This window comes from Fusibacillus kribbianus, from assembly GCF_030053595.1.
In the GTDB taxonomy this organism is placed as follows: domain Bacteria; phylum Bacillota; class Clostridia; order Lachnospirales; family Lachnospiraceae; genus Lientehia; species Lientehia kribbiana.
This window is the reverse complement of record NZ_JASGBQ010000025.1, coordinates 19,660-43,879: the sequence shown is the minus strand read 5'-3', so window position 1 is coordinate 43,879 and position 24,220 is coordinate 19,660. Positions and strand designations below refer to the sequence as shown.

Here is a 24,220-nt window from a genome sequence, read left to right as displayed (position 1 = left end):
TGACGCATAGTATAATTAGTACTGGTATTGTTATTTAGTAGCATAATTAATTATACCAAAAAATCGCTCAGACCTCACGGTCTGGGCGATTTTTCTGTCAGGGGAGTTTTTTTACAGCCCCCTTTCCTATTTACTTTTATATCCGTAGAGCCGGCGCCGTTTCGACTTCGCCCGCTCTCTCGCCGTTCTGACAGACGCCTTTACCATTTCCCACTGATAAACAAAGAAATATAAAACGATCGTCAGTACAATGGCACCAAGTCCGTCCACCACAGAATGCTGCTTTAAGAATACCGTGGAAAGACAGATGGAAACTGCAATTACCGAAGACACCGGGCGGATCCATCGCTGTTTGGATGATATGCCGCTGTTCCACCATGCCAGATTGACTCCCAGGGATGCAAACACATGAATGCTGGGAAATACATTGGTGGAAGTATCCGTTTTATAAAGTTCAACGATCAGCTTCGAGAAAATGTTCTTTTCCGGATTCACCGGAGGCCTCATGGTCTGCCCGTTGGGAAACAGCGTACAGATGGCAAGGCAGATCGTCATGCCGATGAACAGAAGGCCCGTCATCCGGTAAAACTCCTTTTTCGGACGACGGAATAAAAAGAAGACCACCGTTCCTGCCACATACAGAAACCAGAACAGATAAGGCACAATAAAATACTCACAAAACGGAATCAGGTCATCAAATGCGATATGGATATTGGTAAACGAAGTACCAACAGTCACATGTTTTTCCAGCCAGAAAAACCAGGGAAAATAAATAAACACATAGAGAAGAACCCAGGCCTGGCGGTACTTATACAGGAAGTTTTTCATTGCTTTCACTCTCAGTCGCCTTCCTTTTCCCACAAAGAACAACAACGTTAGCACAATACTCCAATATTTCTCTGTGCCACTATAGCATGGTTCTTTACAGATGGCAAGTATCTTAATCAAATCTTTAGAAACAATTCTGAAAAATTTGCATTTACCACCATCCGCGTTCTTATCTTAACACATAAACTTTATTTTCTTTTCCACACAGCGGACCACAATGTCTGTCTGCTTTCCCAAAACCTCACCGTCCGTATGGACGAACAGTGGTTTTTCTGTATGAAGCGATGCCTCTCTGCAGGTATAGGTGCGGACTCCGTTGCAGCTGGTATGCCTTCCCACCAGGGATGCAAGCAGCAGCACGGTCAGACGAAGCTTCGACACCCCGGACACCACGCAAAGATCCAGATACCCGTCAGACGGATCCGCTTTGGGCGCAAACCGGAATCCGCCGCCCTCAAATTTCTGAATGTGAGAAGAAATAAACCGGATCCGTTTCAGATTCACCTTTTTGACCCCGTCAAGCATCAGACATCCGTCCGCACTTTTGCAGAGAAGAATCCTTTTTATACCGATGACCAGATAGACCAGCTTGCCGATGTGAAGCTGATTTAAGAGCTTCTTCAGCCTGCTGGATAAAAGACTCTGACAGACATCCGCATCGTAGCCAATGCCGCTGCTGACAATGAAACGCCGATGGACCGGCCGCTCCTTCCCGTAGGACAGGATACCGTAATCGATGGTGCGGATCCGCTGCGAATCCAGCAGAAACTCCAAAGCCTTTTCCGGATTCCGCGGCAGCTTCATTCCTCTGGAAAAATCATTGCCGGACCCCGAGGGAATATAGCCCAGGCTCACGGGAGCGCTCATGGAAAGACCGTTGAGCACCTCGTTCAGAGTGCCGTCGCCCCCCAGAACCACAATGTTTTTCGGATCTGTGTCCTCATGATGGGGTGAGGTAAGCATGGCAGTCAACTCCACCGCATGTCCCGGCCGCTCCGTCAGATATGCTTCATAGGAAACCTCCTCCCTGTCAAGACGTTCTTTCAGTCTGTTCCAGATGTTCATCCCCTTACCCGAGCGGGAATGCGGATTCACGATAAAATAATACATGGGGGTCCTCCTGCCAATGTACAGCGTCATGGCAGTATCCCGCCATTAACACTATATGATGACTCTATTGTACCATAGAACGTACCAAAGTTACAAAGAAAATTTATAAATAAAAATAGTGGAAAAAGTCTTGACAATTTGAACAATACGGGGTATACTAGCAAAGCAGTCGAAAATAAAATATTGTTTAAAATTGCATTAGGGGTCTTAGCTCAGCTGGGAGAGCATCTGCCTTACAAGCAGAGGGTCATAGGTTCGAGCCCTATAGGCCCCACTATGGCGGAATAGCTCAGTTGGCTAGAGCACACGGTTCATACCCGTGGTGTCGAGAGTTCAAATCTCCCTTCCGCTACGAAAAGGTTCTGAGAAATCAGGACCTTTTTCTTTTTTCTTTCTGCGAAAGATCCCCTGTCCGGTCAGGTCAGACCACTTCCGCTTTTCGTTTCAGACAGCGAAAAGACAGCACAAAAGCATTTCTTCCCTCTGCGCTGTCTTTTCTTTTTCATTTCATGATATTCTGCGGCATTTTTCCTTTCACTGCCGTTTATCTGCTTTCATTGCCTGTCCTCGGGATTTTCCACGTCCTGCTCCTCCTGCCGGATCTCCTCCGGAAGCGCCTCTGTTGCGGCCGGCACCGGTATTTCCTCCGAATGAACAAAATTCTCAATCAGATAAACCATGCCGATGAGAACTGCACAGGCCAGTATGGTACAGGACCAGAACGGTACAGCCGAACGATAAATCCCATCCAGCATTCCGGTCTCCGACACCAAAACTGACAGCACATTGGCCGCTGCGTGGAAAAGGATCGGCGCCAGCATGGAATGGAACCGCTCATATACATAAATAAACAAAAGGCTCAGCAAAAAGGCATAGATACCCTGGACCAGATTTCCATGGTAGAATCCGAAGATCAGGGAACAGACAACGGCAGCTGTACCGATGCTCATATATTCCCGCATTCTCCGATACATGAGTCCGCGGAAAATCAGTTCCTCCACCACAGGAACAATGATGCCCAGACCAACGCTCTCCAGAACCAGCTTGCCCCCGTACAGAAGCTCGGAAATTGCCTCATAGGAATCCGAGATCTCATAAAGACCGCTGATTGCGATCAGGTTGTTGCCTGCCAGGCAGGTGGCCATACCAAGAACAGCCACCAGCACATACTTCCACGAGGGCACCTGCGTAAACCGGCGCACCCGTCCAAAGCGCACATCCCGCTTCCTGTCCATCCGATAATAAAGAATCAGGAGAGGAAGGGTGATGAGTGCTGCCAGGACCTGAAGCTCAAGGGCAACTGAAAGGGTCCTCTCCAGCATTTCATTGATAATATAATTCATCTCACTGTTCAGGCTGTTTGCGTCATATCCTGCAACCGTAGAAAAAGCGATCCACACAGCTGCAATGACCTCTACGATGAAGCAGACGCCATAGTACGTCAGCCCCGGATAGATCAGCCTCCAGATTCTCCTCCCCCAGCTTTCCTGCTTCTCCATAATTTCACTCCTTTTACTGCTGTAAATCCGGTCTAATTTCTGCCTCTGCTCTTCACCGTTGCGATATCCACAAGGCTGAGGCCTTCCTCCCGGTTCTCAAGGCTGGTGACCAGCGCTCTTGCCGTATCGATGGCCGTCAGTACATTGACACCGGTCTCGATGGCATTCCGGCGGATCACAAAACCGTCATGACTCTTCGTGGCCCCCTGGTTGGGAGTATCGATGACAAGATCGATATCGTGCTCCAGGATCAGATCAAGAAGGTTGGGAGACTCCTGCTCCAGCTTATTGATCCTGATGGCCTTGACACCGTTTTCGTTGAGCACTTTAGCCGTACTTCTGGTGGCATAGATCTTATATCCCAGAGCCGCAAATCTCCGCCCGATGTCCACGGCCTCCAGCTTATCGGCATCCTTGACCGTCATGATCATCTTCTTCGTTTTGGGCAGATGGATGCCTGCACCGAGGAAGGCCTTGTAAAGAGCTTCATTGAAGGTCTTTGCAATTCCCAGACATTCGCCGGTGGATTTCATCTCCGGACCCAGTCCGATATCGGCGCCACGGATCTTTTCAAAGGAGAACACCGGCATCTTGATGGCAATATAATCTGCCTCCGGCTGAAGTCCCGGCTCATAGCCCAGCTCCCGGATGGTAGTTCCGATGATCACCTGAGTTGCCAGCTTCACGATGGGGATTCCTGTCACCTTGCTGATGTAAGGCACCGTCCGGCTGGAACGGGGATTGACCTCGATGACATACACCTCGTCGTTGCTGACAATAAACTGAATGTTAATGAGACCGCGCACATGAAGCGCTTTTGCCAGCCTCCTTGTATATTCCTCAATGACCCGTTTTGTCTTCTCGGAAAGACTCTGGGCCGGATAAACGGAAATACTGTCGCCGGAATGAATTCCTGCCCGCTCAATATGTTCCATGATGCCGGGAATCAGAACTTCCTCTCCATCGCACACAGCATCCACCTCGATCTCTTTTCCCACAAGGTACTTGTCCACAAGGATCGGATGTTCCTGGGCGATCCGGTTGATGACACCGATAAACTCCGTGATATCCTGATCGTTGATGGCGATCTGCATGCCCTGTCCGCCCAATACATAGGAGGGACGGACCAGAACGGGATAACCAAGATCGTTGGCCGCCTGAATTGCCTCCTCACAGGTGAACACCGTATGGCCTGCCGGTCTGGGAATGCAGCACTCCTCCAGGATCTTGTCAAACAGCTCCCGGTCCTCAGCCGCATCCACGTCCTCGGCGGAGGTTCCCAGAATGGGAACGCCCATCTTCATCAGCGCTTCTGTCAGCTTAATGGCAGTCTGTCCGCCGAACTGAACCACAGCGCCGTCAGGCCGCTCCAGCTCTACCACATTTTCCACGTCTTCCGGAGTCAGCGGCTCAAAGTACAGCTTATCTGCAATATCAAAGTCGGTACTTACGGTCTCCGGATTGTTGTTGATAATAATCGTCTCATAGCCCGCCTCGCTGAAAGCCCAGGTGCTGTGAACAGAGCAGAAGTCGAATTCAATACCCTGGCCGATGCGGATCGGACCGGACCCCAGCACCAGAACCTTCTTTCTCCTCCTGTCGCCGGCAGCCTCATTTTCACTGCCGAAGCAGGAATAATAATAGGGAGTTTCCGCCGCAAACTCGGCTGCGCAGGTATCCACCATCTTGAAGGCAGCATGAATGTCGTATTCGTTTCTCAGTTCCTTGATCTCCCGCTCCGTCTTACCGGTCAGACGGCCAATAACGCTGTCAGGGAATTCAATGCGCTTTGCCTCAGCCAGAAGCTCCTTTGTGAGGGGCTCCGTCTGAAGACGCTTTTCCATCTCTGTGAGAATGGCAATCTTATCAATAAACCACTTGTCGATCTTTGTGATCTCGTGGATAGTGTCATAGGAAACACCGCGGCGCAGAGCCTCAGCGATCACATAAATTCGCTGATCATCCACCCGATGCAGGTGCTTAAGAAGCTCCTCATCCGTATCCTTTGAAAAATCCACGCTGAGCAGGCTGTCCACATGCTGCTCCAGAGAACGGATGGCCTTCATCAGAGCGCCCTCGAAATTGGTACAGATGCTCATTACCTCGCCGGTGGCCTTCATCTGAGTGGTCAGCGTCCGCTTTGCACTGATAAATTTGTCAAAGGGCAGACGAGGCATCTTTACGACGCAGTAATCCAGCATGGGTTCAAAGCTGGCATAGGTCTTTCCGGTGATGGCATTGGGAATCTCATCCAGGGTATAGCCGAGGGCGATCTTCGCCGCCACCTTGGCAATGGGATAACCGGTGGCCTTGGATGCCAGGGCCGAGGAACGGCTCACACGGGGGTTCACCTCGATAACGCAGTACTCAAAGCTTTCCGGATGAAGGGCAAACTGCACATTGCATCCGCCGGTGATCTTGAGCTCGTCAATGATGTTGAGAGCCGCGCTTCTTAACATCTGATACTCCTTGTCTCCCAAAGTCTGGGAAGGAGCCACTACGATGCTGTCGCCGGTGTGTACGCCCACCGGGTCAATGTTTTCCATATTACAAACGGTGATCACGTTTCCGTTTCCGTCACGCATCACCTCATATTCGATTTCCTTCCAGCCTGCGATGCAGCGCTCCACCAGAACCTCGCCCACGCGGGAAAGACGGAGGCCGTTCTGAAGGATCTCCACCAGCTGTTCCTCATTGTCGGCAATACCGCCGCCGCTGCCGCCCAGAGTATAGGCAGGACGAAGTACCACCGGATAACCGATCTCATTGGCAAAGGCAATACCGGACTCCACATCATGGACCACCAGGGAAGCAGCACAGGGCTCACCGATCTTCTCCATGGTATCCTTGAATTCCTGACGGTCCTCAGCCTTCTTGATGGTCTCCGGCGTCGTTCCGATCAGCTTCACGTTGTGGGTATCCAAAAATCCCGAGTCAGCCAGCTCCATGGCCAGATTCAGGCCGGCCTGACCGCCCAGGGTAGGCAGAATACTGTCCGGCTTCTCAATTTCAATAAGTTTTTCAAGGACCTCCACCGTCAGGGGCTCAATATAGACCTGGTCCGCAATGTCCTTGTCCGTCATGATCGTGGCGGGATTGGAATTTAAGAGCACCACCTCGATGCCCTCCTCCTTCAGAGAACGGCAGGCCTGGGTACCTGCATAATCAAACTCGGCAGCCTGGCCGATGATAATGGGACCGGAACCGATCACCAGAACTTTTTTGATATCAGGATTCTTAGGCATGGCTCTTCACCTCCATCATTTCAAGAAAACGGTCAAACAGGTATGCGGAATCTCTCGGTCCGGGGCAGGCCTCCGGATGGAACTGAACCGTAAAGATATTTTTTCCGGTGTAGGCAAGGCCCTCGTTGGTCCTGTCGTTGACATTCATGAAGGCAGGCACTGCCACCTTCTCATCCAGAGAATCCGTATCCACCACATAGCCGTGATTCTGAGAAGAAATGTAGACACGGCCGGTCTTCAGATCCTTGACCGGATGATTTCCTCCTCTGTGTCCGTATTTTAATTTATAGGTATCGCCGCCTGTAGCAAGGGCCATCAGCTGATGTCCAAGACAGATGGCAAAAATCGGAATATCGGTGTTGTAAAGCTTCCGGATCTCTTCGATGATCTCCACACATTCCTTGGGATCTCCAGGTCCGTTGGAAAGCATGATCCCGTCGGGAGCATCTGCGATAATCTCCTCCGCCTTTGTGTAAGCAGGATAAATCGTCACCTGACAGCCTCTTTCATTTAAGGAACGGGCAATATTTCTCTTGGCGCCGAAATCCAGCAGAGCCACCTTAAAACCGTTTCCGGGAAGCACACTCTTTTCCGTACAGGTAACCTTGCGGACCACTCCTCTGGGAGAGTATTCCCGAATCTTCGGAAGCACCTCCTCCAGATCATAATTCTCATTGGTGGTGATCATACCGTTCATGGTTCCCTTTTCCCGGAGCAGCTTGGTCAGTGCTCTCGTATCGATTCCTGCGATTCCGGGAATATCATTACTCTCCAGAAAATGCTGGATCGTATCTTCGCTTCTGAAATTGCTGGGCATTCTGGAAAGCTCCCGCACAATATATCCGTCGGGCCAGGGCTTTAAGGATTCCATATCTTCATGGCAAATGCCATAATTACCAATCAGGGGATAAGTCATTACTACTGCCTGTCCGGCGTAAGAGGGGTCTGTTAGAACTTCGAGATAACCTGTCATTGATGTGTTAAAGACAATTTCGCTGATAATTTCTTTTTCCGAGCCGATACTGGTACCGGAAAAGACGGTTCCATCTTCTAGTATCAGAAAAGCTTTCATGTGTCCACCGCTTCCTTTCGTAGTCCTGTAAAATGCACAGAGTCCGTACACTCCATCCAACTTTTGCTCAAATTGTAAAAATTCTACCACAATGCTTTCCACATTTCAACCCTTTTATCCCAGGAAATTTTGTGAATTTTATGACCTGCACCAGAAGCACATTTCTTCCATATATTATATAGAAATAAAACCGGGAGATCACCCTTGATTTTAAGAGCATCACAGAACAATACCACCGACAGGGGAAAGCTCTCCATCGCCGTAAATTCCTCCTTAAACAATTTTCCCATAAGCGGCGCCACCGTCAGCATTTCCATCACCGGAGGAGACGGCCGTGTTCTGGAGGAGCTGAACACCAACTCCTCCGGCCAGACGGATGAGGTCACTCTGGGAACTCCGCCTCTGGAATACAGCATGGAGCCCGGGGAACCGCGCCCCTACGCAGAATATACCATCACGGTCTCAGCCCCCGGCTATGAGCCTCAGACCGTCGAGGGCTCCGAGGTACTGCCCGATGCCACCTCCATCCAGAATGTACGACTCCGGCCTCTTGCCGAGGATGAGGTCACTCCTCCTGACATTCTGATCCCGGATCACACCCTTTACGGGGAATATCCGCCTAAAATCGCCGAACCGGAAATCAAGCCCATCGCCGAAAGCGGAAATATTGTGCTGAGCCGTGTTGTCACGCCGGAGATCATCGTGGTCCACGACGGGACACCCCGCAATGCCTCGGCCTCCAATTACTATGTTCCCTACCGGGATTACATCAAAAATGTGGCCTCCAGTGAAATTTACGCCAACTGGCCGGAATCCACCATCACCGCCAATGTGCTTGCCATTATGTCCTTCACCATGAACCGGGTCTATACGGAATGGTACCGGAACAAAGGCTATGACTTCACCATCACTTCCTCCACCGCCTACGATCACAAATGGATTTATGGAAGAAACATCTTTGAAAGCATCTCTGCCGTAGTCGATGACATTTTTACCAGCTATCTGTCCCGTCCCGACGTAAAGCAGCCGATCCTCACTCAATACTGTGACGGACAGCGAGTGGCCTGCCCGGACTGGATGACCCAGTGGGGTTCCAGGGATCTGGGAGAACAGGGCTATTCTCCCATCGAGATTCTCCGGTATTATTATGGAGAAGATATCTACATCAATTCAGCGGAGCAGATTTCCGGTATTCCCTCCTCCTGGCCCGGCGAAGATCTCTCCATCGGCTCCAGCGGCCCGAAGGTCAGACAGCTGCAGGAACAGCTCAACAGCATCGCCAGCGTGTATTATGCGATCCCGTCTCTGACTCCCGACGGCATCTTCGGAGAGAATACGCGAAACGCAGTGGAGGCCTTTCAGTCCGTATTCGGTCTTCCCGTGACCGGAGTGGTGGATTTCCGGACCTGGTACAAGATTTCCGAAATCTTTGTCGGCATCACCAGAATCGCAGAGCTGAGCTGAAATCCTTCCATTCCATTTCATTCCGTCAAAAAGGCATCCGGAGAGGGCTTTTTCTTCCCGCTCTGAATGCCTTTTTTCTATTTTATGAGCAGAGCACAAAAGAGGTGAAAAACTTCTTTACTTTTCCTCCGGTTGTGATAAAATGGATAATTGTGAGGGGCATTAGCGCAGTTGGGAGCGCGCAACATTCGCATTGTTGAGGCCACGGGTTCGAATCCCGTATGCTCCACTTTAGCAAAAGACGGTCAGCCGGACAGCTGTACCGTCTTTTCACGTATCATGCAAAATCTTCAGGAATCAGCCCTCTGATTCTTTCACTTTTTCAGATTCCGCTTTTGCATGATTGCTCACCCCGTTCTTTGATGCCATATTTAAACCCGCTTTCTTCCATCAGCTTCAAATACGGCTTCGGATCGAAGTATTCCGGCGAAAAAACTCCCGCGTCCCTCCAGATTCCGCGGCCGATCAGTTCCAGCGCCAGAGCGGCCCCGAAGCCGGTCTGGGCTGTGACGGCCTGGCATCCGAAGCGCTTCATGGATTCCTGATTGTCAAAGGGCTGGTACAGGAAATACTCTTTTCGCTCTCCGTTTTTCTGTCCAATGCAGTGGACGCCCACCAGCATCTTACCCACCATCTCATTTCCGATATCCTTCGGCTGCGGCGCACAGGCCGCCACCACATCCCGCGGTACGACCTTCACGTCTCCCACCTGAACCGGGTGAAGCCCACGAAGCCCCAGCTTATCCAGCACCTTCAGAGCCATGATCAGATTTTCGTCGAGGCTGATCTTAAAGGTCGCCTTTTTCAGTCCGTACTGCTTCAGGTAGCGGGGCATGGTGACCACTTCCTCGTGCTCCACCTTCACCAGCGTATTGAGGCCCACGCCCTCCGGCATCTCAAAGACCTCCTGCCCGGCAAAAGGCTTTTCCACAAGAAAACCGCCCCGTGACTCGTCGTATTCCACATTGGGATTCATCACCTCGTCCAGAACAGTCCACACATTGAAGCCGAACATGATATCATCCTTGTCTGCTCCCGGAACGGACAGATTTCCGCCGTCCTTGACATGGACTTCATGAATCTCGTCGAAAAGCTCTGTGGCCGCGTATTTGGCAAACACATTTACCACGCCGGGATCGATCCCGATGCAGATGACCGCCATCTGGCCCTTTTCCTTCCACGCTTCATGTCGGTCAAAATTATACTTTGTCATCGGCTCCAGATAGCTGTTTTCGATGCCCAGTCCGTAGGCGGGTTCATCCATCGGCACCGACCAGGTCCCCATGCTGGCGTAATTGCAGCCGGTCTCAAAGGCCGCGTCGAAGATCATATTGCTGGCAAAGGGCGGAGCTGCATCCATCACAAAATCGATCTCATGGTCTCTTATGACCCGCTTCATCTCCTCCCGGTCTGTAGCATTGATTCCGGAGGTTTCAAACCGCCGGTCGCCGCCCAGCATCCCCGCCACTTCATCGGCTCTTTTTCTGTCATAATCACAGATCAGTACATACTCCAGCCAGGAACCGTTCGGATCTCTCCACTGCAGGATCTTTAAGATGCTCTCCCCCACGGCTCCCGCGCCCACCAACATCATTCTCATAAGCTCTCTTTTCCCCTCTTATCCTCTTCGTTTTGCGTTCCGTACCCCAAAAACAGCCACCAGAGCAATCGCACAGACTGTCAGGATCCATGCCCACACCGGCACATCATTGATATTGTAGCAGCGGACGCTGATCCACATCTGATTGATTGCTTCATTCTGTTCGTTGTTGAAGTACACCATGATCGAGGATCTTTCAATGGCTTCCCTGGACGGATACTGGGCCGACAGCTGCCGGTCCACCTGCTCCGCAGGCGCCGTGATCACATAATCCTCGCTGTCCTCCTCGTCGGTAAAGAAATAGGAGATATTATAATCCTCTACCTCTTCTTCGTCCTCCTCCGCACCGTAGCACCAGTCTGCATACTCGAAGATTCTCTCGTCCTCTCCTCCGGAAATGACCGAGGTGTAACCGATATAATACATATTCCGGATTACATTGTCCGGCCTGGAATTGAAATTGATAAAGGCCTCCGCCGCGTGCTGCTTTGCCGCATCCTCCCCGATCCCGCTTTTTAACATGACCCAGCCGTCGAAATAAATATTGGTGGATTCCTCCGGCACTGCAAAGGCCAGCGTGAAATCGTCCTCGTCGGCCTGGTCCATCGTATACACCGCATCGCCGGACCACTGATAGTTGGCCGCCACCTTTCCGGTCACCATATCGGCCTTTCCCGAATCGGTCTCAAAGGAATAGGCGTTCTTTTTTACATCCTGCAAATACTCCTGTACAAGCGCAATGGTCTCCGGAGACGTATCGTTCATCTCCGCTTCCAGATTTTTTGAATAGTCCGGATCCTGCAAAAACTCCTCCGAGGTTAAAAGGTCCGATTTCAGCGCGCCTAAGGCTGCAAAGTAGGAATCGCGCACATTGTCCTTGATGGTAACCTGACGGTAATAAGCCGGATCGTTCAATATGTTCCAGCTGGAAGCATCCTCTTTTGTCACCAGCTCCGGATTATAGACGATCCCGGTGATTCCCCACATATATCCGGCAGCATATTTGGCCCAGGCCTCCCCCTCGATCTCATTCTCCTCGAAAATGGAACGGATATAGGGCGAAACCCCGTTGATGTAATAATTGTTTTCATCGGTCTCGTCAAAAAAATCTTCTGAAAGCGGCTCCAGCTTATCCTCCGCCATCAGCTTCATGATCATATACTCGGACGGACAGACCAGATCATAGACATCTCCCAGGGTAAGCATATTGTAAAGATCCTCGTTTGTCCCGAAGGTGGAATATTCCACATGGACTTTGATTCCGTAGGTTTCCTCATACCATGCCTCAAAATCTTCCACCATGGAGTTTTCGCCTATGATATCGCCGCTCTCCAGGTCGATGGTCTCCTCCTCATCCCAGTCGCCCAGATCAATATACTCTTCCCAGTTGCAGACCCGTAAGGTCACCTCCGGCGTCTCTTCCCCGGACGCCGCAAAAGACGGCAGGCCGGTACACAGCAGGATGCTGCTTAAAGCCATGACGGCCGCTCTGTAAATTCCCTTTTTTCTCATACCTCTGCCCTTTCCGACGTCTCTGTCTTCGCTTTCAGGTTCATCAGCACAACAACCAGAATAACCACCAGGAAAATCACGGTAGAAAGTGCCCACAGCGCCGTTTTAATGGTGGTCTGAGAACCCTTTGTGGCGTTCACTACATAGGTGCTGATCGTATCGAAAGTGGCCGGTTTTGTATAAGTCGCCACAAAATAATCATCCAGGGAAAGGGTAACTGCCAATGCAAATCCGGATATCACTCCCGGCATGATCTGAGGGAGCACGATCTTCCGAAGAGCCACTGCCGGCGTCGCCCCCAGATCCAGTGCAGCCTCATAAATGCTGGAATCCATCTGTTTTAACTTCGGAATCACCGACAGAAACACGAAGGGTGCGCAAAGCGTCACATGGCCAACAATTAACGGTACAAAGGAGTCTTTGCTGATGCCGAACACGACCACCAGAAGGATACAGATGGAAAATCCGGTCACCACATCCGCGTTTACGACCGGGACCTGGTTCATCGTGGAAATCGCCGAGGACATCCTCTTCCCGCTGTAAAAGGAACCGATGGCTCCGGCTGTTCCGAGGATCGTTGCGATCACTGCGGAAGAAAAGGCCAGAAGGATCGTTCCGACGATCATATCCCGCAGCTCGGGAGTGGTAAACAGGGTCACATAATTATGCAGAGAGAATCCGCGGATCGCTCCGATCTGGGTCGCATCGGTGAAGCTGTATACGGCCAGAAGCAGGATCGGCAGATACAAAAACAGCAGAACGAACAGGATCACAATGCCTTTCCATACCTTTTTCATCACAGAAGCGCACCCCCTCTCGAATTCTCTTCCTCCGCCCCCCTGGTGAGCAGCGTAAACAGACAGATAATTGCCAACAGGATCAGCGCGATCATGGATCCGCCGTTCCAGTTGTATGCCGCAAAATAGCCTCCGATCAGACTGCCCATGATATAAGTGCTGTTATACAGCATATCCAGCACTACATAGTTGGTCATGGCCGGCAGAAATACCATGGCGATGCCGCTTACGATACCCGGTACGGAAAGAGGCAGCGTCACCTTTAAAAACGCCTCGGTCTCATTGGCCCCCAGGTCTCTGGCCGCCTCCAGCAGCGATTCGTCCAGCTTTACGATGGTGTTGTAAATGGGCAGGATCATAAACGGAAGAAAGTCATAGGTCATGCCGATCACTGCATTGAGGAAAGGATAATAGGCCAGATTTCCCTCGATTAACGTCAGGATCTCCTTCAGGGCCGTGATCCGAAGGGAAAAGTTGATCCACATCGGCATAATAAAGGTCATCACGATCACAGACTTCGCTTTCAGCTTGCTCTTCGCCAGAATATAGGCAGTCGGGTAAGCAAGCAATAGGCAGACCGCCGTCGTTGTCGCCGCCACTGCAACGCTGTAGAAAAGGGTTCCCAACGTGTTGGGATTCGTAAAAAAGCCGACCAGGTTCGCAAATGTAAACTGCCCCTGTCCATTTGTAAACGCATAGTAGATCAGCACCAGAAGAGGCGCCACCACAAACAGTACCAGAAAGAGCGTATAGGGAATACCCAGACTTTTTCTGGAAAATGAAATTTTACCCATCCGTCTCTCTCCTTATCTCCTGACTGAAAAAGTCATTTTATCAACCGGCATGATCAGTCCAACCTGATCTTCCATGTTCCAAAGATCTTCGTCGTCGACCACAAAATCCTGGCCGATATCCGTGTGGATCACATAGCTGTAATGGTCGCCCTTATAAATAAGATTGCTGATATAGCCCTGTACCAGTCCTTCATCCTGATGGTCAGTCATCCGGATATCTTCCGGCCTGATCGCCGCCATGATCCGTATCTTTTTCGGATCGATCTCCTCTCCCGCCGCATCGATCAGCATTCCGTTCTCGGTCCGCCTGCTGCCTCTGATAATTTTTGTCAGGCTGGTGTCCAGAACCGTACCGTTATACTCCAGACGATGGTTCCGGTTGATCTCCACCTCAAAAATATTGGTGTGATCCTCGGCGATCATAATATGAATGTTGTCGGGATCCACCTTCATTCCCACCAGGTCGCCCGGCTTTGCCGCCTTCACCGACTGGATCACCATCTCGTTCTTTCCGGAGGCCACCGCGATCTCATAGTGGATTCCCTTAAAGATCACCGAGGTGACAACGCCTTTTATGGTACCCTCCTCGGGTGCGGTAAGCACCACATCCTCCGGACGCACAACGGCCGTGATGTGGGTCCCCTCCTCCACATCGTCCACGCAGACAAATTCGCCACCGCAGAAACGCGCCTTCAAATGTCCGGTCATAATACCGTTGAAAATATTGCTGTCTCCGATAAAGTCCGCCACAAAGGCGTTTTTCGGCTCATTGTAGATATCCTCCGGCGTGCCGATCTGCTGGGTTCTGCCCTCCGACATGACTACGATCTTATCGGACATGGTAAGGGCTTCCTCCTGATCGTGGGTCACATAGATGAAGGTGATGCCAAGCTCCTTGTGCATAGCTTTAAGCTCCAGCTGCATCTCTTTTCTCATTTTCAGATCCAGTGCGCCCAGAGGTTCATCCAGAAGCAGGATCTCAGGCTCGTTGACCACGGCCCTGGCGATGGCAACTCTCTGCTGCTGTCCGCCTGACAGGGTGGAGACCCGGCGGTTTTCAAACCCTTCCAGATCCACCAGCTCCAGGACCTTTTTTACCTTTTTCTCGATCACATCTTTGGGGATCTTTTTCTGTTTCAGCCCAAAGGCAATGTTGTCAAAAATGTTCATGTGGGGAAACAGGGCATACCGCTGAAATACGGTGTTGATGGGCCGCTTATTGGGCGGCAGGTCCGTAATGGATTTTCCGTTCAGCAGAATTTCCCCCTCTGTCGGAACGTCAAAGCCCGCGATCATCCGAAGAGTCGTCGTCTTTCCGCAGCCGGACGGCCCCAGAAAGGTCACAAATTCTCCCCTCTTTACCTCCAGATTGAAATCCTCCACTGCGTGGAAACCGTCCTCAAACGTTTTGGTAATGTGCTTTAATTCAATGATATTCTCTCTCTGCTCCATTGTCTTTTCCTCTCATCCTCGTAAAAGCATTTTTCTTTATCAGAACGTGGGCGGCGTACTCACCCAGATAAATTTTGCCGGACGGCTGCCCGGGTTTTCAATGCGGTGCTTCCGTTTAGCAGGATAATAAAAGCTCTCTCCCGCCTTTACATGATAGATCTGATCTCCCAGATACAGGTTCAGCTTCCCGGAGATCACATAGCCGAACTCTTCTCCGTCATGGGGCTTATCCTCGTCCAGACTCTGGTGGGGCTGCATCGACACCAGCAAAGGTTCCATCCGGTATTTCTGCGCCGTTGGTACGATCCATTGGATGCTGTTTCCCACCTCGTCGACTTTCTCAAAAAAGCCCTCTTCCGTAAACACGATCTGCTCTTCCATCGCTTCCTTGAAAAACTCCGACGCAGTCGTCCCCAGACACTCAATGAGATCCAAAAGTGTCACTACCGACGGCGAAGCCTGCCCGTGTTCCAGCTGGGAGATAAAACCTTTTGTAAGCTCGGTCCGGTCCGCAAGCTCCTGCTGGGTCAGCCCTTTGCGGTTTCTTAAATCCTTGATTTTTTTACCAATCTGGGCATTCACATAGTTCAATTCCATAATGTTATTTCTCCTAAACCCAAAATCATTTTTTGCTAAACTTTCGCCCCAGGATGAATTATACTATCATTAAACATTTTGTCAACTATTAATATTGTTTTCAGGGGGATTTTTTCAGTATAAGAAAAAGAGCGTTGCTCCTGACCCGGAATCATTCTGATTTCAGGTCATTGTGCAACACTCCCAACTTATTGAATATAAAGCATATCTCAAACGATTAGACGTATATCACGAGAGAACGGATAACGTTACTGCAAGTCCTGTTATTTCTGTATAACAATCGGCAGCCTCACCGTAAAGGTCGTGCCCACGTCCACCTGGCTCTCCAGGCCGATGGTTCCTCCATAATAATTCACGATATGCTTGACGATGGAAAGCCCCAGACCGGTACCTCCCAGCTTTTTGCTCCTGCCCTTATCTACCCGGTAAAACCGTTCAAACACACGGCTCTGGGCCTCCTTGGGAATCCCCATGCCCGTATCACTGACCACAATGACCAGATCCTCCATGTCGGAGGAGACGGTCAGGCGCACCACACCGTCAGGCTTATTGTACTTGACGGCATTCATCAGAAGATTATTGAGAAGCTCCTTTAACTGACGGAGACTGGCATTCACCTTAAGCGGCTCACACTCCGCATAGATTTTCACGCCGTAATCGGCCGCCACCGGTTCCAGCGAGGAAAGCACGTCATCGACAATGGGACAGATCTGGAGAACTGCCATCTCCTCCTCTACGTCCTTGGTCTCCAGCCGCGAGATCATCAGAATATCATTGATCAGGCTTGTCATGTTGTCAGCCTCAACCCCGATTCTCCTGAGGAAATCCTCCCGCACCTCCTCCTTTGTAATAAGACCGCTTCCGAGAAGCTCCGTATAGCCTTTAATGGAGGTGATGGGAGTTTTTAGTTCGTGGGAGGCATTGGAGAAAAACTCCTGACGAACGATACGCTCCAGCTCCAGCTTCTTCACGTAACTTCCGATCTCCGCCGACATCTGATTCATGGCATCGATGATCACATTGAGTTCCTCGTACCGGTAATGCTTCATGAAGATTTCCGGCTCACCCTTATCCACCTTTCTGAGCTCAGCGGCGATCTCCTTTAAAGGGGTAGACACCGATCCGGCAAACCGTTCAGCCATGAAAAAGGACGCTGCCATTGCCACGGCGATTCCCGCAAGGGCCGCCGGAATGAGCACCTTCAGATACGTATACAGCCCCTCATAAGGAACCGCAAGGCGCAGCACATACTGTCCGTCTTCGACAGTCATAGCGGCATAAAGCATCTGCTCGTGGAGCGTCTTGGAATACCTTGTGGCAAAGCCCTGGCCCTTCTCCAGTGCCTCGCGGATCTCTTCCCGGTCCAGATGGTTTTCCATCTGCTCTGTGTCCACCACACCACTGTCCGCCAGCACCTGACCGTCGGCACGCAGGACCGTCGCACGGCTGTTTTCATTTCCGTCAATGGCACAGAGGGAGTCGATCTGGCTTTCCACATCTCCCTCATAATCCAGGATATAATCCATAAGTCTCAGGGTATCAGAAAGCTTCTCCTCCGTCTGCCCCAGGATCCTGCGGCTCATGACCAGACCGAAAACCGTGCTGCTCACCAGAAGGGCCAGCAGAATCATCAGAACAAATTTTTTGAAAATGGATTTTTTCACTCTTCACTCCCCTGGCTGAAAAAGCGGTAGCCAACTCCGCGTATGGTCTTGATCATTTCCGCACCGTCCTCCCCCAGCTTCTGGCGAAGGCTTCTGATATGCATATCCAGCGTACGGGATTCTCCCTCGTACTCATATCCCCAGATCTGATTCAGAATCTGTTCTCTCGGAACCACCCGGTTTTTATTCTCTGCCAGGTATTTTAAAAGCTCATATTCTTTCAGCGTCAGATGAATCGGGACATCATCCAGAAATACCTCTCTCGTTTCCGGACAGATCAAAAGCCTGCCCTCCCGGAGACTCCCGGCCGGCTGCTTTCTGGCATTTTCCCGTCTCAGATGGGACCGAACCCTGGCTGCCAGTTCCAGTACGCTGAAGGGCTTCGTCATGTAATCATCGGCTCCTCTGTCCAGTCCGATGACTTTGTCGAATTCCTTATCCCTGGCCGTCAGGACAATGACCGGAAGACTGCTCACCTGAGGCATTTTCCGAATCTGCTCAATGGCCTCCAGTCCATCCATTCCCGGAAGCATCAGATCAAAGATCGCCAAAGCCGGCTGATCCTTCTCGATTTGCTCCAGGGCCGGCTCTGCCGCCTCAAAAGCCTCCACCTGATAGCCATAGCTGGAAAGAGCTGCCCTTATAAGCTCCCGGATATTCTCATCGTCCTCAATGACATAAATCAATTCCATTTCTGATTCCTTTCTCGATCCTCTGCATTCCGTTTTTTTTAACCGCACATCAGGGCGGGCAGAAATTCTGCTCACCCCTCAGTGTAAATCATTTTCGATTTCTTGTAAACCATATCCTCCGTTTATTGAAGATCTCTTAGTTGGGAAGGATCAGACCTGCGGACTTGATTACCTCCTGGCCCTCAGCGCTGGCAATGTACTCAAACCATGCCTGAACCAGTTCATTCTGCTCGGAGATCTCACCCTTGGTAGCCATTACGAAGGGTCTGCTGAGAATATAGCTTCCTGCCTTGATGTTCTCTTCTGTGGGCTCTACACCATCCAGAGAAACTGCCTTGACACTGTCATCCACCACATCCAGAGATACATAACCGATGGCTCCGGGAGTTGCAGCAACCTTTGCCATAACAGCGCCGGTATTGTCAAGCTCAGAAGCGTATTTGCATTTGTCCTCCAGCTTCAGAAGCTCCTCAAAGGCTCCTCTTGTACCGGATCCGGACTCACGGCCGATGACCACGATGGGCATATCGCTTCCGCCAAGGTCTTTCCAGTTGGTAACAGTACCGTCATAAACCTGGATCAGCTGATCCTTGGTAAGGGCTGTCACCTCATTGGAGGGATCTACAACTACAGCGATGCCGTCGATTGCTACGATATTCTCAATAACGCCGTTTGCCTTTTCCTCATCCTTCAGGGCTCTGGAGGAAATTCCGATATCTACTGTGCCTGCAGTTACTGCCTCAATGCCTGCGCCGGAGCCAACGAATTCCGTATTCACGGTAACGCCCGGATTTACTTCCATAAAGGCTTCACTCAGAGCTCTCACCATCTTCTCCATGGAGGTGGAACCGCTCAGGGCAATGGAACCGCTCAGATCAGCTGTTTTGGCTTCTGTCTCTTTTGCTTCTGTTTCCTTTGTTTCAGCTGCTGTTGTCTCAGCTGCAGTGGTATCGGCTGCCTTTGTCTCTTCCTTTTTCTCTCCGCATGCTGCCAGAGATAACAGCATGAGGCCTGCCATTACGGCTGCAACAATTTTCTTTCTCATTTTAATTCCTCTCCTTTTTCTTGTCTTTTCTTTTTCTCTTGGAACATCCACAGTTTAGCACTGGTTTTTTCAGTAAACTATCACGTTTATATCTGATTTTTGTAAATTTCCCGTAAACTCGTCTTTGTTGTTCCTCTTTTTACAGTGCGACTCCTTACAGAAGGCGGATGTTTTTTACCACACCGGTCTCATTAAACTCTGTCCATTCACAGATATTGACCGCATGATCCCCGATCCGTTCCAGATATTTGGCGATCATCAGTACATCCACACAGTCGTCTACCGGTTCCTTTCCATCTCTTAAAAGATTGGAAATTTCCAGCTTCACCTCATTAAACAGATCATCCACCGCATCGTCATCCCTGGTCACCTGATCCGCCAGAGCCATATCCCGGGCTGTATAGGCGTGAATGGCATCCTTCATCATCTTCTTGGCCTTTGATGCCATCTCGATGATATGTCCCACATTTCCGATGATATCCGCGTCGGTGATCCGAAGGACCAGCTCCGCAATATCCTGGGCATGGTCGCCGATCCGTTCCAGATCTGTGACGATCTTTAACGCCGAGGACACCAGACGCAGGTCTCTGGCCACCACCGGCTGCTGGTGGAGCATCAGGGACAGACAGCGCGCCTCGATGGATCGCTGCATGTCATCCACCGCCCGATCTCCCTTCACGATCTCCTGGGCCAGCTCCACATTTCTTTTCTCAAAGGCTGCCAGAGATTTTTCAATGTTATTCTCCACCAGTTCTCCCATTTCCTCCAGGGACTGTCCCAGCATCGCAAGCTCTTTCTGATAATTCACTCTCGTTGTCACAACGCATTCTCCTTCCTCATTCTGATATGGTTCATCCATCAACCAAACCGTCCGGTGATATAATCCTCCGTCCGCTTATCCTTCGGTCTTGCGAAAATGTCATCGGTGGTGCCGAATTCCACCATCTCACCCACCAGGAAAAATGCCGTATAATCGGAAATACGGGCCGCCTGCTGCATGTTATGGGTCACAATGACCACTGTATAATCGTTCCGAAGTTCCGCCATCAGATCCTCGATCTTCAGGGTGGAAATGGGATCAAGAGCCGATGTGGGCTCATCCATCAGGAGCACCTCCGGCTCCACTGCCAGAGCTCTTGCAATACAAAGTCTCTGCTGCTGGCCGCCGGAAAGGCCGAGGGCAGATTTTTTCAGCCTGTCCTTCAGCTCATCAAAGATCGCCGCTGAGCGAAGACTCTTCTCCACGATCTCATCCAGCTTTGCCTTGTTTTTTATTCCGTGGATCCTGGGGCCGTAGGCCACATTGTCATAAACACTCATAGGAAAGGGGTTGGGCTGCTGGAAAACCATTCCCACTTTCTTCCGCAGGAGCGTCGTATCCACAGCCGGATCATAAATATCTTCCCCGTCCAGAGTCACCTTCCCCTCAATGCGTACCCCCGGTACAAGATCATTCATCCTGTTCAGTGTCTTTAAGAAGGTGGATTTCCCACATCCGGAGGGACCGATCAGAGCCGTCACCGCTTTTTCCCGGATATTCATACTGACCGATTTCAGAGCATGATTTTCTCCATAATAAAGATTCAGTTTTTCCGCAGTAATTTTATTTGCCAGCATAGTTTCCTCCTGTTTTCTTCTTTTTCCGCTCATCCATCCTTGTCACATCAAAGCGTTTTGTAAGAACCTTCGTAAGTGCATTGATTCCCATCACAATGACGAGAAGCACAAGCGCGATTCCGAAGGCGTAATCGTACTCTGCATTGGACATCCGCAGATACATTTCAATGGTCAAAGTTCCTCCCGATTCCAGGACCTTGTGGAAAGCCCCGCCGACGGTCTTCGGCAGCAGATAGCCGCTTCCTGCCGTAAAGATCAGGGCAGCGGATTCTCCGACGATTCGTCCGATGGCAAGAATCACACCGGTAAGGATTCCGGGCATGGCCGACGGAAGAAGGATGGTCCGTATCATATACCATTTGGTGGCTCCGATGCCGAGGGCGCCGCTTCTGTAGCTGTCCGGCACGGTCCGGAGAGCCTCCTGGGTATTTCTTGTGATCAGCGGCAGGATGAGGAGTGTCAGCGTCAGGGCACCAGTGAGAATGGAGTAGGAAAGTCCCAGGGTCGTCCCAAAGAACACCATGCCAAACAGACCGAAAATAATGGACGGAATACCGGAAAGAGTCTCCGTGGTAAACTCAATGGCGCGCACCAGCTTCCCGGGCTTTGCATATTCGTTGAGATAAATGGCTGCGCCGATTCCTAGGGGTGTTGCGATGAGCAGAGTGATCACAATGATGTAAAGAGTATTGACCAGATTGCCTGCAATACCGAAGGTTCCCTTCCTGCTGCTTGGCACGGTCGTAAGGAACTGCCAGTTGATGGCTTTTATTCCCCTGACAAACACATAGCCACCGATCCCGATCACCAGTGAAATGGACAGGATAGCGCAGAAATAAATGAGGACTTTCAATACCATATCCGTTGGACGCTTCCGTTTTACAAACAGACTGTTGTTATTTGTCTCCATGTTCCGCTCCTTTCTTCATTACCCGGCTCAGGATCAGATTGATGATCATGATAAAAACGAACAAAACAAGGCCGATGGTAAACAGCACCTCTCTGTGCAGGCCGGAGGAATAGGACATTTCGCTGACCATGGCCGTTGTCAGAAATCTTACAGAATTAAAGGGCAGAGGGATATTCACAGAGTTGCCGGCCACAAGGCAGATGGCCATAGCCTCTCCGATGGCCCGTCCCACGCCCAGCACAACGGCAGTGGCAATTCCCGATTTTGCCGAAGGCAGAAGCACATGAAAGATAGTCTGGATCCTGGTGGCTCCCAGGGCCAGAGAGGTCATCTTATAATCCTTCGGAACTGCCCGCAGGGCTGACTCGCTGATATTGATGACCGTAGGAAGAATCATGACTGCCAGTACCAGTACCGCACAGAGAAGATTGGACCCGCCTGTCCACTGATGGGTCGTGCTTCCCTTAAACACAAACATTTCCAGCTTATACATCAGGGGATTCAGGATCAGGATTCCCACCAGTCCGTAAACGACAGAGGGGATCCCGGCCAGCAGCTCCACGGCAGGCCTTACAGCTTTGGCCAGCCGCGGCGGTGCTGCCTCTGCCAGAAAAACCGCAGTCAGCACGCCTACAGGCACTCCGATGAGCACCGCCAGCATGGTACCGACGATTGATGTCAGAATAATATAAAGGATCCCAAAGGAGGGCTCTGCTGCCGTCGGCGCCCATACGGTTCCCAGCAGGATCTCTGCGATTCCCACTTTACCCAGAGCCGGCGCTCCCTTGAGGATCATATACAGGGTGATAACAGCAACGGCCAGAATGGCAAACACGCCGCAGATCATAAAAATGCAGCCGGCGGTTCTTTCCGTTATGCTTCTGGCCTTATTGCTTCCAACGATACTGAAGCTTTTTGATCTCATATGCATTCCTCTCTTTTTCTTCTTGTCTCTTACACAAAATATCACGTTTTTTTTCCTCTCAACACCACTCCACCGTATAAATGTGGTAAAGTTTCCGTAACGGAAGTAAATTTTTCCTATGCAAAAATCATCTTTTTCCACAGCCATCCCAGATAATCCTGATAGGATGCCGCCTCCACTGTCTCAGCCGCCAGAATGTTTACGGTTCCCAGCTCCTTTCCCTCCAGGGTATAGGTGAGGCTTCCGACAATGTCTCCTTCCCGCACCGGGGCTGTCAGCTTTTCCGGCAGGGTGATCGTTTTTTCCACCGCTGTAAAATCCGATCCGTCCATACTTAAATAGGAGAAATCTCCCCCATACTGAAGCTTTATTTCCGGCTCTACGCCCATGGCTACCGAAAGCCTGGGAAGAGCTTCCCGATTTTCGTCACTGTCCGTGTAAAGACGGCAGCCTGCAAAGCCGTAATTCAACAGACTCGCCGCCTCGGAGAACCGTACCTTGTAGTCGGGAGCCGCCATGATCACGGCAATCAGCTCCACTCCGTCTTTTTTTGCCGTGGCCGACAGACAGTATTTTGCCAGGCTGGTGCTTCCCGTTTTCAGGCCGGTCACGGTAAAGGAATTGCTCATTTTCAACAGCTTGTTGGTATTGGACAGACAAAACTCACTGCTTCCCTTTTTCGTTACATGGGTAATGTTTTCCATCCAGATGGTGCTGTAAGCTTCGATCTGGGGGTAATGAGTAATCAGCTCGCGGCTCATGATGGCCACATCGCGTGCCGAGGTCAGATGGGTCTCCGAATCAGTCAGTCCGCAGCAGTCCTCGAAATTGGTCTGTTCCATACCAAGGGACCTGGCCTTTTCATTCATCTGTCTCACAAACTCCGTTTCACTCCCTGCTATGTACTCCGCCATAGCCACAGCCGCATCATTCCCCGAGGCAATGACGATGCATTTGATGAGAGTCTCTACAGTCTGGACCTCCCCCTCCTCCAGAAACACCTGCGAGCCTCCCATGGATTTTGCATAGGCACTGGTGGTCACCTGGTCATCCATCCGTATTTTCCCATCCCGAATGGCATCAAAAATCAGAAGCAGCGTCATGATTTTTGTAATGCTGGCCGGCCGAAGGGCTTCATCTGCATTTTTCTCATAAATGACGGTTCCGGTGGACGCCTCCATGAGAATCGCCGAACGGGCCGTGATTCCCAGATCTGCAGACCTGGATTTTTCTTCGGGCGACGGCTGATCGGCTGTCTCTGGAGACGAAAAAAAAGGCTGTCCTCCGTCCGACGCCATGACCGATGTGCAAAGGGCACATACCAGACAAAGCGACAGATAGAAAACAGCCGTCATTTGAAGTAATCGTTTCATAAAACCTGCTCCGGGTCTTATCGT

General features: G+C 50.9%; 19 protein-coding genes, 3 tRNA genes and 1 pseudogene. 4 read left to right on the top strand and 19 right to left on the bottom strand.

What is annotated here, in order from left to right; translation table 11 throughout:
• Nucleotides 1–126 precede the first annotated feature (126 nt).
• Nucleotides 127–828, bottom strand: coding sequence for a phosphatase PAP2 family protein (locus tag QJ036_RS11730; protein WP_283231567.1), 702 nt, complete (start codon nt 826–828; stop codon nt 127–129).
• A 174-nt stretch (nt 829–1,002) separates the two neighbouring features.
• Nucleotides 1,003–1,938: a diacylglycerol/lipid kinase family protein gene (locus tag QJ036_RS11725; RefSeq protein WP_283231563.1), complete on the bottom strand. Its 936-nt coding sequence runs from the start codon at nt 1,936–1,938 to the stop codon at nt 1,003–1,005.
• Between the two features lie 201 nt (nt 1,939–2,139).
• Here QJ036_RS11725 and QJ036_RS11720 point away from each other — a divergent pair.
• Both QJ036_RS11720 and QJ036_RS11715 read left to right on the top strand, forming a co-directional pair.
• A tRNA-Val gene (locus tag QJ036_RS11720) sits at nt 2,140–2,212 on the top strand.
• Between the two features lie 4 nt (nt 2,213–2,216).
• Nucleotides 2,217–2,290 (top strand) — tRNA-Met (locus QJ036_RS11715).
• A 202-nt stretch (nt 2,291–2,492) separates the two neighbouring features.
• On the opposite strand, the gene QJ036_RS11710 is transcribed toward QJ036_RS11715, so the two are convergent.
• From QJ036_RS11710 to QJ036_RS11700, 3 genes are read right to left on the bottom strand one after another with little or no spacing between them, the layout of a single operon-like run.
• Nucleotides 2,493–3,437, bottom strand: coding sequence for a CPBP family intramembrane glutamic endopeptidase (locus tag QJ036_RS11710; protein WP_283231562.1), 945 nt, complete (start codon nt 3,435–3,437; stop codon nt 2,493–2,495).
• 32 nt (nt 3,438–3,469) lie between these two features.
• Nucleotides 3,470–6,682 carry a carbamoyl-phosphate synthase large subunit gene (carB, locus tag QJ036_RS11705; RefSeq protein WP_283231561.1) on the bottom strand — a complete coding sequence of 1,071 codons (3,213 nt, stop codon included), beginning with the start codon at nt 6,680–6,682 and terminating at the stop codon, nt 3,470–3,472.
• Complete coding sequence (locus tag QJ036_RS11700) at nt 6,675–7,754, bottom strand: carbamoyl phosphate synthase small subunit (RefSeq protein ID WP_283231560.1); 1,080 nt, start codon at nt 7,752–7,754, stop codon at nt 6,675–6,677. The genes carB and QJ036_RS11700 overlap by 8 nt, the downstream gene beginning before the upstream one ends.
• Before the next feature lie 204 nt (nt 7,755–7,958).
• Between QJ036_RS11700 and QJ036_RS11695 the strand changes: the two genes are divergently transcribed.
• Nucleotides 7,959–9,218: a peptidoglycan-binding protein gene (locus QJ036_RS11695; RefSeq protein ID WP_331487546.1), complete on the top strand. Its 1,260-nt coding sequence runs from the start codon at nt 7,959–7,961 to the stop codon at nt 9,216–9,218.
• Between the two features lie 156 nt (nt 9,219–9,374).
• Nucleotides 9,375–9,447 (top strand) — tRNA-Ala (locus QJ036_RS11690).
• A 93-nt stretch (nt 9,448–9,540) separates the two neighbouring features.
• On the opposite strand, the gene QJ036_RS11685 is transcribed toward QJ036_RS11690, so the two are convergent.
• From QJ036_RS11685 to QJ036_RS11620, 14 genes and pseudogenes are all read right to left on the bottom strand, one after another.
• Complete coding sequence (locus tag QJ036_RS11685) at nt 9,541–10,818, bottom strand: saccharopine dehydrogenase family protein (protein WP_283231559.1); 1,278 nt, start codon at nt 10,816–10,818, stop codon at nt 9,541–9,543.
• An 18-nt stretch (nt 10,819–10,836) separates the two neighbouring features.
• Entirely contained in the window at nt 10,837–12,330 is a 1,494-nt protein-coding gene (locus QJ036_RS11680; RefSeq protein ID WP_283231558.1) for an extracellular solute-binding protein, read from the bottom strand.
• On the bottom strand, nt 12,327–13,127 hold the full coding sequence (locus QJ036_RS11675) for an ABC transporter permease (RefSeq protein WP_283231565.1): 801 nt from the start codon (nt 13,125–13,127) through the stop codon (nt 12,327–12,329). The genes QJ036_RS11680 and QJ036_RS11675 overlap by 4 nt, the downstream gene beginning before the upstream one ends.
• Nucleotides 13,127–13,921 carry an ABC transporter permease gene (locus tag QJ036_RS11670; RefSeq protein WP_283231557.1) on the bottom strand — a complete coding sequence of 265 codons (795 nt, stop codon included), beginning with the start codon at nt 13,919–13,921 and terminating at the stop codon, nt 13,127–13,129. The genes QJ036_RS11675 and QJ036_RS11670 overlap by 1 nt, the downstream gene beginning before the upstream one ends.
• A 12-nt stretch (nt 13,922–13,933) precedes the next feature.
• Nucleotides 13,934–15,373, bottom strand: a complete 1,440-nt coding sequence (locus QJ036_RS11665) for a polyamine ABC transporter ATP-binding protein (RefSeq protein ID WP_283231556.1) — start codon at nt 15,371–15,373, stop codon at nt 13,934–13,936.
• A 39-nt stretch (nt 15,374–15,412) separates the two neighbouring features.
• Nucleotides 15,413–15,988, bottom strand: a pseudogene (locus QJ036_RS14255) (helix-turn-helix domain-containing protein); the annotation flags it as partial.
• 245 nt (nt 15,989–16,233) lie between these two features.
• Nucleotides 16,234–17,634: a sensor histidine kinase gene (locus tag QJ036_RS11655; protein ID WP_283231555.1), complete on the bottom strand. Its 1,401-nt coding sequence runs from the start codon at nt 17,632–17,634 to the stop codon at nt 16,234–16,236.
• Nucleotides 17,631–18,326 (bottom strand): response regulator transcription factor, encoded by a 696-nt coding sequence (locus QJ036_RS11650; RefSeq protein ID WP_283231554.1) that lies wholly within the window; start codon nt 18,324–18,326, stop codon nt 17,631–17,633. Before QJ036_RS11650 ends, QJ036_RS11655 begins: the two co-directional genes overlap by 4 nt.
• Before the next feature lie 136 nt (nt 18,327–18,462).
• Nucleotides 18,463–19,371, bottom strand: coding sequence for a phosphate ABC transporter substrate-binding protein (locus tag QJ036_RS11645; protein WP_283231553.1), 909 nt, complete (start codon nt 19,369–19,371; stop codon nt 18,463–18,465).
• Nucleotides 19,372–19,525: 154 nt separating this feature from the next.
• The gene (gene phoU / locus QJ036_RS11640) at nt 19,526–20,191 is read right to left on the bottom strand and encodes a phosphate signaling complex protein PhoU (protein WP_283231552.1); all 666 of its coding nucleotides are present in this window, start codon (nt 20,189–20,191) and stop codon (nt 19,526–19,528) included.
• Nucleotides 20,192–20,229: 38 nt separating this feature from the next.
• Entirely contained in the window at nt 20,230–20,988 is a 759-nt protein-coding gene (pstB, locus tag QJ036_RS11635) for a phosphate ABC transporter ATP-binding protein PstB (protein ID WP_283231551.1), read from the bottom strand.
• Complete coding sequence (gene pstA, locus QJ036_RS11630; protein WP_283231550.1) at nt 20,975–21,898, bottom strand: phosphate ABC transporter permease PstA; 924 nt, start codon at nt 21,896–21,898, stop codon at nt 20,975–20,977. Before pstA ends, pstB begins: the two co-directional genes overlap by 14 nt.
• Nucleotides 21,885–22,823 carry a phosphate ABC transporter permease subunit PstC gene (pstC, locus tag QJ036_RS11625; protein ID WP_283231549.1) on the bottom strand — a complete coding sequence of 313 codons (939 nt, stop codon included), beginning with the start codon at nt 22,821–22,823 and terminating at the stop codon, nt 21,885–21,887. Before pstC ends, pstA begins: the two co-directional genes overlap by 14 nt.
• Before the next feature lie 116 nt (nt 22,824–22,939).
• Entirely contained in the window at nt 22,940–24,196 is a 1,257-nt protein-coding gene (locus QJ036_RS11620) for a D-alanyl-D-alanine carboxypeptidase family protein (protein ID WP_283231548.1), read from the bottom strand.
• Nucleotides 24,197–24,220 lie beyond the last annotated feature (24 nt).

Bases quoted from the DNA above. Each gene is read 5' to 3' on its own strand.
- QJ036_RS11710 (WP_283231562.1), bottom strand. From the start codon at position 3,437: ATGGAGAAGCAGGAAAGCTGGGGGAGGAGAATCTGGAGGCTGATCTAT.
- QJ036_RS11675 (WP_283231565.1), bottom strand. From the start codon at position 13,127: ATGAAAAAGGTATGGAAAGGCATTGTGATCCTGTTCGTTCTGCTGTTT.
- QJ036_RS11620 (WP_283231548.1), bottom strand. From the start codon at position 24,196: ATGAAACGATTACTTCAAATGACGGCTGTTTTCTATCTGTCGCTTTGT.
- pstB (WP_283231551.1), bottom strand. From the start codon at position 20,988: ATGCTGGCAAATAAAATTACTGCGGAAAAACTGAATCTTTATTATGGA.
- QJ036_RS11645 (WP_283231553.1), bottom strand. From the start codon at position 19,371: ATGAGAAAGAAAATTGTTGCAGCCGTAATGGCAGGCCTCATGCTGTTA.
- QJ036_RS11685 (WP_283231559.1), bottom strand. From the start codon at position 10,818: ATGAGAATGATGTTGGTGGGCGCGGGAGCCGTGGGGGAGAGCATCTTA.
- pstA (WP_283231550.1), bottom strand. From the start codon at position 21,898: ATGGAGACAAATAACAACAGTCTGTTTGTAAAACGGAAGCGTCCAACG.
- QJ036_RS11730 (WP_283231567.1), bottom strand. From the start codon at position 828: ATGAAAAACTTCCTGTATAAGTACCGCCAGGCCTGGGTTCTTCTCTAT.
- QJ036_RS11650 (WP_283231554.1), bottom strand. From the start codon at position 18,326: ATGGAATTGATTTATGTCATTGAGGACGATGAGAATATCCGGGAGCTT.
- QJ036_RS11700 (WP_283231560.1), bottom strand. From the start codon at position 7,754: ATGAAAGCTTTTCTGATACTAGAAGATGGAACCGTCTTTTCCGGTACC.
- QJ036_RS11665 (WP_283231556.1), bottom strand. From the start codon at position 15,373: ATGGAGCAGAGAGAGAATATCATTGAATTAAAGCACATTACCAAAACG.
- QJ036_RS11725 (WP_283231563.1), bottom strand. From the start codon at position 1,938: ATGTATTATTTTATCGTGAATCCGCATTCCCGCTCGGGTAAGGGGATG.
- QJ036_RS11680 (WP_283231558.1), bottom strand. From the start codon at position 12,330: ATGAGAAAAAAGGGAATTTACAGAGCGGCCGTCATGGCTTTAAGCAGC.
- pstC (WP_283231549.1), bottom strand. From the start codon at position 22,823: ATGAGATCAAAAAGCTTCAGTATCGTTGGAAGCAATAAGGCCAGAAGC.
- carB (WP_283231561.1), bottom strand. From the start codon at position 6,682: ATGCCTAAGAATCCTGATATCAAAAAAGTTCTGGTGATCGGTTCCGGT.
- QJ036_RS11670 (WP_283231557.1), bottom strand. From the start codon at position 13,921: ATGGGTAAAATTTCATTTTCCAGAAAAAGTCTGGGTATTCCCTATACG.